The 13,937-nt window shown below is 49.5% G+C and carries 10 protein-coding genes; 3 read left to right on the top strand and 7 right to left on the bottom strand.

Going from position 1 to position 13,937, the window contains the following annotated elements; translation table 11 throughout:
- The 4 genes from J0895_RS01075 to hslO all read right to left on the bottom strand — a co-directional run.
- The coding region (locus J0895_RS01075; RefSeq protein ID WP_479724791.1) for an MBOAT family O-acyltransferase at positions 1–749 on the bottom strand (749 nt) is incomplete at its 3' end.
- Positions 750–939: 190 nt separating this feature from the next.
- Positions 940–3,792, bottom strand: coding sequence for a zinc-dependent metalloprotease (locus J0895_RS01070; RefSeq protein WP_207086298.1), 2,853 nt, complete (start codon positions 3,790–3,792; stop codon positions 940–942).
- A gap of 1,071 nt (positions 3,793–4,863) precedes the next feature.
- Positions 4,864–7,173, bottom strand: coding sequence for a hypothetical protein (locus tag J0895_RS01065; protein ID WP_207086297.1), 2,310 nt, complete (start codon positions 7,171–7,173; stop codon positions 4,864–4,866).
- 649 nt (positions 7,174–7,822) lie between these two features.
- The gene (hslO, locus tag J0895_RS01060; RefSeq protein WP_207086296.1) at positions 7,823–8,719 is read right to left on the bottom strand and encodes an Hsp33 family molecular chaperone HslO; all 897 of its coding nucleotides are present in this window, start codon (positions 8,717–8,719) and stop codon (positions 7,823–7,825) included.
- 245 nt (positions 8,720–8,964) lie between these two features.
- Here hslO and J0895_RS01055 point away from each other — a divergent pair, with 245 nt between their 5' ends.
- Entirely contained in the window at positions 8,965–9,360 is a 396-nt protein-coding gene (locus J0895_RS01055; RefSeq protein WP_207086295.1) for a hypothetical protein, read from the top strand.
- Between the two features lie 54 nt (positions 9,361–9,414).
- Here the strand turns inward: J0895_RS01055 and J0895_RS01050 are convergent, their stop codons facing one another.
- The 3 genes from J0895_RS01050 to hisD form a co-directional block, all read right to left on the bottom strand.
- A complete protein-coding gene (locus J0895_RS01050; RefSeq protein ID WP_207086294.1) occupies positions 9,415–9,858 on the bottom strand; it encodes a universal stress protein in 444 nt (147 codons plus the stop codon).
- Between the two features lie 170 nt (positions 9,859–10,028).
- Positions 10,029–10,217 carry a hypothetical protein gene (locus J0895_RS01045; RefSeq protein ID WP_207086293.1) on the bottom strand — a complete coding sequence of 63 codons (189 nt, stop codon included), beginning with the start codon at positions 10,215–10,217 and terminating at the stop codon, positions 10,029–10,031.
- 3 nt (positions 10,218–10,220) lie between these two features.
- Complete coding sequence (hisD, locus tag J0895_RS01040) at positions 10,221–11,522, bottom strand: histidinol dehydrogenase (protein WP_207086292.1); 1,302 nt, start codon at positions 11,520–11,522, stop codon at positions 10,221–10,223.
- 608 nt (positions 11,523–12,130) lie between these two features.
- Between hisD and rpsT the strand changes: the two genes are divergently transcribed.
- A complete protein-coding gene (gene rpsT, locus J0895_RS01035; protein ID WP_207086291.1) occupies positions 12,131–12,436 on the top strand; it encodes a 30S ribosomal protein S20 in 306 nt (101 codons plus the stop codon).
- 208 nt (positions 12,437–12,644) lie between these two features.
- Complete coding sequence (locus J0895_RS01030; protein ID WP_207086290.1) at positions 12,645–13,430, top strand: TatD family hydrolase; 786 nt, start codon at positions 12,645–12,647, stop codon at positions 13,428–13,430.
- Positions 13,431–13,937 lie beyond the last annotated feature (507 nt).

Below are 13,937 nucleotides of genomic sequence, written 5' to 3'. Positions count from 1 at the left end.
CTGCCTGCGCGTTGGACGTTTTCAAAGCTGAGGGTGACGAAGATTCCCAGGCGATCGGCAACGACTCCTTTTTTGAATGCGCCACAGGCAATCAACCAGAGTCCCTCTACCCAGTCATGGGAGGAGGGAAAAATCAGGGTTTTGAGTTGTCGTTGGAAGTGATGATACCGGGTGATGGGTCCGGAGATGAGTTTGGGAAAGAATAGTTTATAGGAGGCAAAGCGCAGAAATTGGGCGGAGGCGGGGGAACCGCGATAAACGTCGATCAGGTAGGCGATACATTCAAAGACGAAAAAACTTAGTCCCAATGGGGGGAGAATGTTCATTTGAAACCAAGTTGCGGTTTCTTGGGCGGCGGGTAAGCCAAACCAGGTCCCTAGGGTGTTGAAGATGAAGGGAATGTATTTGAACCCGGCGAGTACCAGGATGTTGAAGAGGATACCGCCCCATAATCCGATGAGGCGGCGGCGTTCCCAGGCGGCAAATTGGGTTTGCCAGTCGTTGGTGGTGAGTTGCCAGGTTTGGGGATTGGGTTGACGTTCGGAGGTTTTGGCGATCGCCCGTCCGATGCGGTAGTTAATCCAAGTCCCTAGCAGCAACAGGGGAATGTACTCCACCTGGAGGGAGGTGTAAAAGACTAAGCTGGCGATTAACAAAATCCACAGGCGCGATCGCTGTTTATTAACGGTCCAGTAGATACCCAGGATGCTTAGGAGAAAGAGGGCGTAGACAATCGAAATAAATGTCATGTGCCAGTCTATATAGAAGAAAGGATCAGGAGGAGTTCGGGGAAAGGAGGATTCACCAAAAGCACAGGAATTCCTATGCTTTTAGAGAATTGTACTGCATTGACTCTACTGCGGAAGGGGGAACGACTGAAGTCGTTACTACAAACAGGAAGAAGCAACTTCAGTCCCCATCTCCCCTATCTCCTCATCTTCAACCCGACTGGAACTGCGCCTCTAGGGTTTTATCAATGCGATCGCGGGTTTCCTCTAGGTGGGCTTTACTGGCGGTATCCAGATGCCGTCCTCGTCGTTTTAGAGTATTGTCCACTTCCTTTTGGAGTTGCCCTAAATTATACCTGGCAAGGGTTCGGGCTTCATCAGGAACATTTATACTCCTTAAAACCATCCCGATTAACATCCCTAAATGTTCTCGTTGCAGACTCCTGCGGACACTGGAAATCACTTTTAGGTCATCAGGGCGATTAACGACCTCAGTCCAAATTCCTCCTTCTAGGGTCTCAAATAGTTCCTGCATAGTCAAGGCTTGACCTGGGTCAGTTTTTAATTCTAAATCCTGCAAGCGGATCAGCCTTGGATAGGAGAACAACTCGCGCAGAACGACCCGTTGCAGTAAATTAATCCGTTGATGAATCGGATAATCCAAGGGATAAACCACCGGAACTGCACCCCAGTGATACCAGCGATCGGGGGCTAATTTATTCAGAAGTTGCGGCGGAAATTGTAATGCCGTTTCATCGAAAATGTACTTTTGCAGCAATGCCAGACTCTGACGCTGTTTCTCCAAAGACACAGGTTCAAAGGGCAAGCGTCCGTTGCCATCAGCATGATTGCGATTAAACCATTGACCCCCGATATAGAGAGTCGCATTCATTGCCTGTCGGAAATAATAGGAAAACACCGTATCAAACATCCGACGGACTTCTGTGAAACTTTCCCCACTGACGGGATAGCGTGTATCCAGGCGTTCCCACATTTCCCGGGCATTTTCCAACTGCCACTCGGAGTATTGCAGCATATCTCCACTCAGGTCAAACATATTCGCCGCTGGGTTGAGAATATCCATCGAATCCTCATCGGGGGCATAAGCTAAATCTGGGTTAGTGCTACTTTCATCGGCAATTCGTTCCAGTTCCCGCTGTTCTTGTTGAGGAAGCATCCCAGGTAGGGGTTTATACCCGTACTCGATCGCCCATTCATCATAAGGTCCAACTAACACCGGGAAAAAGTCACCCTGTTTCTGGTCACTAGGTGCCAAGTTCACGGGTACATAGTCCATAACCGAGGCAACCATACCTTGGGTGCGAGTCAGCGCTGTATTCTGCAAATCCTCTGGTGATAACATGGTACTGCCGTGGAAGTTATGGCGCAGTCCCAAGGTATGACCGACTTCGTGGGCAGTGAGGAAGGTTAGATACTGATTGATATATTGTGTCATTTCCTCCCCACTGGGAAAGGCATTATGAAGCATGGATAAACCCATTGCCCCGATCGCCAACTGTTGTGGCGCTTCCATGCCATAGCAAAGGTCGTATCTTTCCATCATCTTGCGGACGAAGCTGTGCACTTGGGGCGGTTGCTGTACCGGGACACCAGAATTCCCTGTCATCGCTTCCGTGTTACCCATACCGGGGTTGCCACTCATCCCGGGGAAGCAGGGAGTCCCCTGTAACATTTTGCCCAAGAAGGTCATTTCTGAGGCATTGGGTTCTTGTTGAACCAGGGTGCGATATTCATTTTTGATACTTCGCACGATATTCCCATCAATAAGAATATCCGCATCTAAAATTTCCCCGGTGAGGGGGTTGACGCGAGAGGGACCGACTCCGGCAAACCAGGATTCAAAGGAACTGGACCAGCGAATGGTGTTGTAGCGCACATCTGACGGATCCCAAGCTGCATTATCGGGCATCTGTCGAGCTTCGATCGCATTAATAAACCCAGCTTTTTCAAATGCCTGATTCCACACTTCTATGCCTTCGCGAAGAGCATCCCGATATTCTACAGGAACGTTATTTTCGATCCAGAAAACAATCGGCTGTTTCGGGGGAGAAAGTGGGGCATCGGGGTTTTCTTTTTCCAAATGCCAGCGGTTAATATAACGCTGGAATGGTTCTTTACTGCGATCGTCGGACAAATCTTGATAGGCGGTGATAAAATAGCCCACTCGGTTATCCGCTAATCGGGAACGAAAGCCATTGTTAACCGGCAGTGCGGAGAAGCTATAATTCACGTTCAGGGAAAACCCCCGACTATCGGGCAAACTCTGGACATTAGAGAATAAACCTTCCCCCCCAGTGAACCCATAAACGGACTCAATTTCTACATTGGCGGGGAAGGTTTGAACTCGCCCAAAATAGGATTTATCGCTATCTCGAACATAAGCTGTTCCTAATAACCAGGGTAAAAGTGAAGTTAACCCAGTAATATCCTGGCGCTCAATCAGGAATTTATTGAGGTCAATCAGCAGGCTTTCCCGTTCGGGATGAATGCTTTCGATGGGTAAAGAAGCTAGAACAGAATCACTAAAGGATCGGTTGAGCGATCGCTCGATGGGGTCTCCAGGACGCGCACGGAAATAAACATTCCTCACCCCAAAATGGATGTTTTTATTCACCCGTTTAAAGAAAAAGAGAAAATCCTGGAGAGGCATCCCTCGGAATAATCCCCCTTCTCCAATTCCGGATGCTAACGTCATCACGCATAAGAAGTTTGTGTCGAGTTGTTCCGGCTGAATTTCCAGGTAAACTTTGCCTGTTTTGTTATTGTGGTAAAGGGTAAAGAGTCCTGGGAGTTTTTCAGCATCTTTCACCACTTCATCAAACTTTTGCAGGGAATCGCTGTCGTCGTCTTCCTCACTCTCCTCGCTGTTGTCAGTGTCACCGTTTTCATCTTCCAGCTCATCCGGTGTGGTAACGGGTATGTTTTGGCTGTAATATCTGGGTTCCGGCATTTGGCTATTTGCCTGACCCGAAAACAGTCCGAAGGTTACCGGCAAGATGAAAAATGCCAAAAACAAAATCAATAACCGCTTGGCTTTTGACATTTTCTGCTTCCCGGTTGACTGGAAGTACACTGAAATAAATGTCTTGAAACTCTGGCTAATTTTCACGAAGAACCGCTTTAGGAAATTCCTCTCGGACGTGAATTTTCTCATCAGACGATGCATTAATATTTAGGGTGTTTTGAGTTGCGACTACATTCACAGCGGGCATGGTTTACCATTGGAATGCTACTTAGGATAATTGTGCATAAACTGTTCTGTTCCGGGCTAACATAAACTCCCCTCTCTCTAATTGAAACAAGCACCAACAGCGCCGATTAAGACTGACCGATGTCGATGGGCAGGAATAGTCCACAGTGGTGCTTGATTATTCTAGAGTAGCGGTTGTGCCTCAAAATGGCGATAGATTTAGGCTGACTCCATTCCTCTCAACCGGAATGGCGATCGCGCGGACGGTTGCCGTCTGCTCTCCCTGAACTCTTCTGGGAGAGGACTGCCGTCGCCACCTCTGCTCAAAACTGCTCCATCCGCTTACCTTCTTCCCGCCAAATCTGTTCTTCTATCCTGGGTGAATTTCATTCGCGCAGATAACCGAGGGGCAATCTTCCGTGTAAAAGCCCCTTACCGTAATTATCCCACTGCTGCAACATCAGCGATATCCCCCTGATCTGGACTAGATTTCTCTCCCTGTCTCACCACCGGAAGCACCCCTAATTTTTATACCGCAAAACCTACAGGCTTTCTAACTTATTCAACCTGCTGCATTATGATTTTAAGGTGAAATTTTAGCCGGGAATTTGCTGCTATAATCTTACCATTATACCCTATTTTGTTAGTTTAGCTCTCAGTTTTCTTGTTAAGAATTTTTAAAGCCCCGGAAGCGACAGCCAAATTTTCAGGATAAAAAGAGTAGCCCTGTCAAGGTGGTAAATTTAATGACGAAAAATAGTTTTTTCATGTAGGGGTTTGGTCTCCAAACCATCTTCAGGCTTAAAATTGAAGAGAAAACCCCAGAATCCTGGCAAGTTTAGAGTTTGTACCAATAGCCTAATTCAATCCTCTCCCCTAGATCTTGGGGAGAGGACCGGCAGTGGCTCCAGCCTAATGGATTAATTACTCAATCCGTTCAATCGGAGGCGGATTCTGAGAATCCCTTCCTACGCCTTCGATGGGATCGATGGGCATAGTCGGCGCAGCAGTGGCCGGGAAGTCAGTTGGGGTTGGTGGGGGTTCCGAGGGGGAGACGGGCGGATTGACCGATTCTGTCGGGGTTTCTTGGGGGAAGGGCGTGGGAGTAGGACTGCGGTCGATCGCCGCCGGACTGGTTTCCCGGACTCGCACCGGAGGCGGATTCAGAATAGTTTCCCATGCCTCAACTTCTCGCATTGCCTGATTATACAGATTGGAATAAAATGGAATCATCCGAGCCAGTTCGATCGCTTGAGGAAGATTCTCCAAAGAGCGTTGTTGGGCCAGGGCCAAAATCCTTTGACTCCAGTCTTGAATCGCCGCATCCGCGCTAAAGCGCAAATTTGACTTAGAAGAGACTTGATTCGCCAAATCCATCGCCTGCATCAACCGTTCGGGACTTTGAGAAATATCTCCAAGCTGATAGGCGCTGTCTAGGAGTTGGCGATCGCGACCTTCCTGCTGCCAAGTTTGAATCGCAGCCTGGGCGTCAGTGTAAAGCAACCGACCGGGACGAATTCCTTGGGCTGTGGCGATCGCCCCATTCAAATTTCCCCATTGAGCCAAATTCCAGGCGCGGTCTAAGATAGGCTGGTCTTCAAGTCGTTGAATTTCCTGATTCCATCCCTGAATTTTGTCCTGAGCCTCAGAATACAATGCCCGACCTGAACCCACATTTCGGGCCGTATCAATTGCCGCTTGCAACGAAGCGCGATCGCGGTAACTGGCAAGTTGTTCAGCCTGTCGCAGATAGGGCCGGTCTTCGGTCTCCTCAATCCGACTTTGCCACTCGTTAATTTCCTCCTGGGCTCGATCCCAGACCAGATTGGTGCGACTAACCAGTTGAGCTTGAGCGATCGCCGAGCGCAAATTGTTAACATTCCCCGACATCGCCATATTCCGTGCCTGTTCTAGGTAGGCCACATCTTTGATACTATCCTGCCACTGAGAGATTAAACGTTTGGCTTCCAGGTGTAGGGGGCGATCGGGGCCAATCACTTGGGCTTTGGCGATCGCATCTTCCAAAGAGCGCACCGTTACCCGAGTCGCAATAGATCTCGCCCGAGTCAGTTCGATGAAATCCTCCGCCTCTTTTTTAACCGAACTGTTACCCGGAACTTGACGAGCCATGTAAATCGCATCTTCCCACTTCTGGTCCTCCCCATTTTTGCGGGCTAATGCTAGGATTTGCTTGGCAAAGTCAGTCGCTAAAGACCGAGATTTTTTATATAACTTGCTCTGGGGTTCAATCTTATCGACCAGGGCGATCGCTTCAGTGATATTTTTGAGTTCTCCTTGTTCCGCTAAACTGCGGGCTTTCTCCAAGGTTTGACCTTCTTGCTGAGTAACCCGAATCAGTTGATTGAGGCCATCATAGCGAACCGTTTCCCAGTAAGTATTTTCCACGGACAACAGTTGTCGCATATAGCCCAGAGCTTGGTTCCAGTTTTCCTTTTCCAACTCTGACTCAGCATTTTTATAAAGTTTTTCCGCCTCATTCCAGATGGACTGCCAACGAGTAATGCGTTCTTGGACTAAACCGGCAGCAGTCGTATTGCTGGGAATCTGACGGGCGGAGGTGATCGCTTCAGTGAGCTTGCCTTCATTAAATATTTTCTCAGCCAAATCCAGCAGTTGTCCTGCCCATTTTTCAATCTGACGATTGATTTCCGGACGTAGGGGGTGGTCTGAGGGAAGTTGATTCACCTCAGCGATCGCCCGCAACAACCCGTCTACTGTTTTCTCGCTTGCCGCTTGTTGAGCACAGTACAAATGTTCCGAACCCGAAGTCCAGGCACTCTCTCCACAAGTGGGCGTCTCGGGAAGGCGCAATAACATCAGTAACGCTGTTCCCCCCAGTCCTCCCGTCAACAAAAACGTGATCAGCGCCCAGAGTTGCCAATTTGTCAGCCATTTCAGCCAACCATGCAGAGGGTGATCGGAGGACCCCCGGTCTCGATAGCGTTGACGTGACTCTTGTTCAGCCCTCGTACTCTGACCGAAGCGCTTCGGGTTCCGAGACCCTGTGCGATCGGTTGCTTCTCGTCCGGAGGATACATCGGAGTTTGAAGGCGGCAGGTGCAGATAGGAACCCTGCCGAGAACCCGCCCCAGCAGCACTCCCCCGGAACCCAGACAGGGACGATGCAGGCATTTTCGCCGACGAGTCTGGTTGTCCCGACTCCGACGGCTGGGCGTTAGGCCACTGCTCTGGAAATTTGCGATCTTTAGTCATAGCCCACCCGAAAACACTCTTGCGTCAGTCTTGCTTGGCTGTTTTAGAAAGACAGGTTTTACGATTCGGTCACAGTTCCAAAACCTAAGTTTTAGGTTCGATAAGAGCCGGTTATATTTTCCTCAATCTAGCACCAAGAATTGTTTAGGTTAAGAGTGCTAGAGCTTTTTTTCGCAACGCCGTTCGCTTATCTACCTTTTCCTTCTAGGCGGATCTACATCTGCACCCCCCGTCTTTCCGGTTTTCTCTATCCTTCTTGTCCTTGACAATCTGTAGAGTACCCGCACCCAGATACCTTAACGCAGTAGATCGAATCCTGGAAAACAGCTTATTCCAGGTTTGGAGAGTTAGCGCATCCGACAAGGAAGGACAATTAATTCTACCGTTGAGTAGTCAAACCGATTGATTCGTTGCTTCTTATCTTCTCATGTTATTTCGATTGCGATCCCCACCTTCCAAAAAACCTCTACCTAGGACTGCACTCCCTAGAGGATAGAACAGAGGTTAGAAACCGGGTTTCTGTACAGAATTTATACCCATGAGTAGCAAATCTGGACTAGAAACCCGGTTTTTAACCGTTACTGGACCCCCATACTCGGGATGAGTTTGATGGATGGGGACAGGAGTTCCGGTATAGCGATCGCCCCCATCAAGACTCCGCCTGCAAAGTCCCAATCAGTTCCGTGAGTTGATCGCGATTGGCAGTGTAAACTTCCCCACAGAAGTGACAAATCGCCTCAGCACCATCGTCTTTCTCGATCATGTCCAGAAGTTCTTCTTCCCCCAGCAACTTCAACGCCCCTAACATCCGTTGATGAGAGCATCCGCAGTCGAAGCGCACCAGTTGTCTCTCAGGTAAAATATTCAACCCCATATCTCCCAGCAGTTGCTCGAAAATATCAGGCAGGGATTTACCCGCTTGTAATAAGGGTGTAAATCCAGACAAACTGGCAACCCGCGATTCCAACAGCGCCACGAGTTCATCATCGGTTGCCGCTTTTGGCATCACCTGCAACAAAATTCCTCCGGACGCTTGGACCCCTGCCGCCTCTACAAATACCCCCACCACCAGGGCCGAAGGCGTCTGTTCTGAAGTCACCAGATAATGAGCAATATCATCCCCGATTTCACCAGAAACCAGTTCCACGGTACTCGAATAAGGGTAACCATATCCCACATCTCGGACGATGTAGAGATATCCATCATTCCCAACGGCACCTCCCACATCCAGTTTTCCGAGCGCATTCGGCGGCAATTCTATCTCGGGATTCTCCACATATCCGCGCACGGTTCCATCTAATCCCGCATCCACCAGAATGCCGCCTAATGGTCCATTACCTTTAACCCGAAGATTCACTCGGGACCCCGGGCGCTTCATGCTAGAGGCGAGGAGTAATCCCGATGACAGGGTACGTCCTAGGGCCGCCGTTGCCACATAAGAGAGACTATGCCGCTGACGCGCCTCTTCCGTCAACCGCGTCGTAATCACCCCAACTGCTCTAATCCCTCCATCGGCTGCTGTTGCTCTAATCAGTTGATCTACCATGCCAAAACCTTACAATTCTTAACAAGTCATCTCAACTTTATTGTAAAAGGGAAGATGGGAGGATGGGGTGGATGGGGGAAATGGGGGCAGGACTTAGGGGGAAATGGGGGAAATGGGGGAGAAACTCTCGTCACGAGGACAACTAACAAATGACAAATAACAAATGACAACCGACAATTGACAACCGACATCAGGTGGTCTGCCATACTAAAAGGGAAAACCACCACAGGCACTCAACCTCAACTATGTTAGGCAGTTTTCAACAAGCTCATCTGAGAATCGAAGTGGACGCACCAGAAACAGTGATTCGCGACAGTCTCCTGCGTCGCGATCGCCTCCAACAATGGCTATGGACTCAACGCTTCTCTACACCCCTGCCGGAAGAGTTGCATTCCGGTGTCACCTTTACCATTTCTCTCGGTCCCTTGGCGATTCGACATGAAGTAGAACGTGCTGACCCAAATTGTCTGCGACTGTTATTGAGTGGCAGCATTGATGGATTCCACGAATGGTACTGGGGGGAGGGTTGGGTACAGTCCCGCCTAGAAGGGGTCTCTTTACTCCCGCTGAATTTAAGCCATACGATGAATTTGCTGCGTCTGCGAGAGTTTGTCGCTCAGACTAAAGCCGTTTCCCCGTAAAACCTCCTTTCAGTCATCCCAGAAACCGGGTTTCTGGGCCAGAAATCCGGTTTCTTATTTTCCCTTAGTTGGTAAGACTGGCTTAACAACCAGAACAGAACAAGAAGCATCCGTTACCACTTGGGAACTCACGGAACCCTGTAAAATTCGCTTCATTCCCGTTAAGCCTCGGCTGCCAATTAAAATTAAATCAGCCTGATAAATATTAGCCAAGCGGACAATTTCTTCGGACGGATCTCCAGTGACAATTTCGAGTTCCGTTTGACAAGGAATTTTTTCTTGATAGGATTGAAGTTTTTTTTCAATAGCCCGATACGGGATATCTTCTGTCTCGACTTGGGGTCTATCCGCCAACACATCCAAATCCGATGTCTCTTTGGATATCACATGAGCCAGAATGATTTGAGTCATGGTTTCGAGCTTCAGGTTATGCAAGGTCGCAATGACTTGCTCTGATAAATCCGAACCATCAAGTGCTACAAGAATGGTACTAATCACAATGCCGATCTCCTAATTCACTATTGGCAACCTTCAAGTTTGGGCAACCGGCTTCAATCCTAATGGAAAAATATTTCAGCCGAGAAAATCGCCTCAACGCTTAGTTTAGCGGCATTAGAGTGGGAATGCTTAGGGAGAAACAATTGGAATTTTTTTTTAAATAGCTGAGGTCATCTGGGATGGGTTGCGCGATGACGCGATCGCCCGAACCCCAGGCAGTTCATCCCATAAAAAAGCCGACCTGTCACAGTCGGCAGAAAATTATCTAAAGGATTATAGAAAAAGGATATAGAAGTCGATGGTCCTCTTTGTCCAGAGGCGATCGCCCTGGGTGTTCCGGTGAAAACCATCGACGACAAAAGTTAGGGGCCATCTTTGATGCGCTTGCGGACCGAATCCCCATGAGATGGTAAACCTTCAGCTTTGGTGAGCACATCAATCGCACCGGCGACTTTTTGGAGTGCCTTGGGAGAATATTGAATCAAACTGGAGTGTTTCATAAAGGTTTCCACCCCCAAAGCTGAGGCATAACGAGCCGATCCCGAAGTGGGAAGGGTATGGTTAGGGCCTGCGAGGTAATCGCCGACCGCTTCAGGGGTGGAGTTCCCGAGGAAGATGGCACCAGCATGACGAATCAACTCCAGTAAATCCCAAGGGTCACTGACTTCGAGTTCTAGGTGTTCTGGGGCAAATTCATTGGAGAGTTCGGCGGCAATTTGCAGGGAATCAACCACAATGACGACACCGTAATGGGCGATCGCCTTTTCGGTGAGGGTCCGGCGTGGGTGATCAATCAGTTGGTCCTCGACTTCAGCGACGACCTTGCGAGCAATCTGAGCATCGGTGGTAATCAGAATCGCGGCGGCGAGGGGGTCATGTTCAGCTTGCGCCAGTAAATCCGTCGCGATATGAGCCGGATTGCCTTGGGAATCTGCAATAATCAGGACTTCCGAGGGACCGGCTAAGGAGTCAATGCCCACGGTCCCAAAAACCTGCTTTTTCGCCAAGGTTACATAAATGTTACCCGGGCCGGTAATCACATCCACTTTGGGGATGGTTTCCGTACCATAAGCTAAGGCGGCGATCGCCTGAGCGCCCCCCACCCGATAAATTTCCTGGATTCCCGCTTCCTGGGCCGCCACCAGGACCGCTGGGTTCATGGTTTTTTCGGGTCCCGGAGGGGTGCAGATCACAATCCGGGGGACTCCAGCCACCAGAGCCGGAATTGCATTCATTAGCACGGTACTGGGGTAGGCGGCCCGCCCCCCCGGAACGTAAAGCCCCGCTCGATCTACCGGGGTATAACGTTTACCCAGCACCACTTCATCTTCCCCAAATTGAACCCAAGATTTGGGGACGCGCTGACGATGGAACGCTTCAATGTTCTGCTTGGCCAAGCAAATGGCGTCTAAGAGTTCTTTTGACACCTGCTGATAGGCGGCATCCAATTCGGATCCGCTCACGCGCAGGTCTTCGGGCTTTAATAATTGCCCGTCAAACTCAGCCGTATAATGCAAGAGCGCGCGATCGCCTTGGCGTTTAACCGCTTGGAGCACTTCTCGAACCGTTGCCTCTTTATGGACAACTTGGTCGTCGTGGGTGCGATCGCAGATGCGCCGGAGTTCAGCTTGTGCCTCAGCCCGCTGTGTAATAATTCGCAGCATGGAGTTAGGAGATAATCGACAGGTATTGCCCTTGAGGAGAACGGGTCGCTCGCCACATCAACCGTGACTACCGATGCTTTTGCTTTGGCTTACCCGTCCCCGTCTTCTCTAGCTTAACCTGGATTTTCTTCAACGGAAATGCATTTTTCCCCTGATTCGATGGTATAGTGTTTTCTCAAAAACATGACGCACCGAAACTCTCGTTCTTCAAGGATGAGCCTAACTCTTGCGCCTTAACTTCCTTAATATGTGTTAAAATTCCTTTCTGTGTTAAAATCTATTGGGTCGCTGACCAGCCAAGGCGGGAAAAAACCGGATTAACGTCCTATTCCGCCACTTGGAAAGCCGAACCGTCACCATCCGTAAAAAACTTGGAGACTGGGCGGTCAGGACAGAAAGAATCAACTAGCGTGGGGCGCACGCGAAGTCAAGCTTGGGGACTAGCCTTTAAATGGACGATGTGAAAACATCCGTTCTGGCTAGACCTGAATGTGTAAGCCCGAAACTGGCTCTCTCAGTGGAGGCCACATTCAGCCCAAGAATCTCCGCTCCTTCAGGGTTGAGAATCGTCAAAATTGTTCCCGTATTGAGTTCTGGGCTAATCGACTGTGGCTAACATCAAGTCTGCTATCAAGCGCGTCCAAATCGCCGAACGCAATCGCTTGCGTAACAAATCTTATAAATCAGCGGTGAAAACCCTGATCAAGAAATGTGTAACCTCTGCCGAGCAATACGGCAGCAATCCAACACCCGAGTTGAAAGAAGAGATCCATAATCGGCTCAATGCCGCTTACAGCAAGATCGACAAAGCCGTAAAATGCGGCGTTATTCATGCCAACAACGCCGCTCGCAAAAAATCCAATTTAGCCAGAGTTGTTAAACAACACGAGTTGGCGCAATCGGCTGCTTCGTAGGGATGACCCACAACGCAGGGTTGAGGTCATGGACGACATCGGGAAACCGAGGGCGTCCTTGGTTGGTTGGACTATAAAGCCCTCAAAGCCTTAGTCCAACCCCATTCCCCCTGCTGATTTTTCAATCGTTAACTCCCTTGAGAAAGACGCGAAACCTCGCGGCTTTTATCGGGTAAATCTTTCCATCCCAAAGAGCGCGTCGATTCCGATGCAATTGATAGATACCCACGTTCACATTAATTTTGAGCGGTTTGACTGCGATTTAGAGGCGGTCCGCGAACGTTGGCATGAAGCCGGGGTCGTGCATCTTGTGCATTCCTGCGTCACGCCTGAAGAATTTGGCAGCATTCAAGGCCTCGCCAATCGGTTTGGGGAAATTTCCTTCGCCGTGGGCTTGCATCCTTTGGAGGCCCATCAATGGTCCTCCCACCTTGGCGATCGCATTGAAGAATTAGCCGCATCCGAGGCGCGAGTGGTCGCCATTGGAGAAACTGGGCTAGACTTTTATAAGGCCGAAAATCAACAGCAGCAACAATCCGCCTTTGTAGCCCAGCTAGAAATAGCCCAACGGCTGAATAAGGCAGTGATCATCCATTGTCGGGATGCGGCAAAGGAGATGGCTGAACTATTGCAGAGTTTCTGGGGCGATCGCGGTCCCGTTCCCGGGGTCATGCATTGTTGGGGCGGAACTCCCGAAGAGACCCAATGGTTCCTAGACTTAGGCTTTTATATTAGCTTTAGCGGGATTGTCACCTTCAAGAATGCCCAAAGCATTCAAGAGTCCGCTCGTCTGGTTCCCAGCGATCGCCTCCTGGTCGAAACTGACTGCCCGTTTTTGGCCCCGGTTCCCAAACGCGGTAAACGCAATGAACCCGCCTACGTTCGCTACGTGGCGGAACAAGTGGCGACCCTGCGCGGGGTTTCCTTAGAAACCTTAGCTGCCCAAACTACAGAAAATGCCTGTCGCCTCTTTCGACTCACCCTGATGAGTTGACTGTGAACATCACACCCCCACAAACCAAGGGCCGAGCTATTATCGCTCACGAAATCAGCGATCCCCCCCTAAAACTAGACCACTCCTTGACGCTAAAAACGAACCAAGCTATAATAATGGGTTACCTGAAAAAATGCAAAAATTGCCTAAATCTTGAAAGTACCGCAGTGGCTATCCCTTGATGGATAGCTTAAATCGTTGATTGGGAGACCCATAAAGTTGCTAGAAAAAAACCTATCTTTGACCCGAGAACTGTGCCAAGCCAAAACGGGAGCTTAAACCAAACTGCGTCACCGAAAAGCATTCTTTGAAACCAAAGCACCACAAGGACGAAAGATGAAAGGTGAATCATCAGCATCGGCTCATTCTTCCGCCACAGGTCTTTATTTTCTCCTTCCCTAACTTGCGTAGAATTCATAGCGTAGAGGCGATCGACACAAGTAAACTACCCAACGCTGACTGAGTACAGTACAGCGTGGGCTTTTAAAGCCTAATGTTTACCAGACT

Source organism: Phormidium pseudopriestleyi FRX01, assembly GCF_017313335.1.
Lineage (GTDB): Bacteria > Cyanobacteriota > Cyanobacteriia > Cyanobacteriales > Laspinemataceae > Laspinema > Laspinema pseudopriestleyi.
Note: the sequence above shows the minus strand (reverse complement) of the source record. Positions and strands in the feature narration are given on the sequence as shown.

What these genes read in the sequence shown, in the direction of transcription:
- hisD (WP_207086292.1), bottom strand. Translation starts at nt 11,522, where the DNA reads ATGCTGCGAATTATTACACAGCGGGCTGAGGCACAAGCTGAACTCCGG.
- J0895_RS01065 (WP_207086297.1), bottom strand. Translation starts at nt 7,173, where the DNA reads ATGACTAAAGATCGCAAATTTCCAGAGCAGTGGCCTAACGCCCAGCCG.
- hslO (WP_207086296.1), bottom strand. Translation starts at nt 8,719, where the DNA reads ATGGTAGATCAACTGATTAGAGCAACAGCAGCCGATGGAGGGATTAGA.
- J0895_RS01070 (WP_207086298.1), bottom strand. Translation starts at nt 3,792, where the DNA reads ATGTCAAAAGCCAAGCGGTTATTGATTTTGTTTTTGGCATTTTTCATC.
- J0895_RS01030 (WP_207086290.1), top strand. Translation starts at nt 12,645, where the DNA reads ATGCAATTGATAGATACCCACGTTCACATTAATTTTGAGCGGTTTGAC.
- J0895_RS01055 (WP_207086295.1), top strand. Translation starts at nt 8,965, where the DNA reads ATGTTAGGCAGTTTTCAACAAGCTCATCTGAGAATCGAAGTGGACGCA.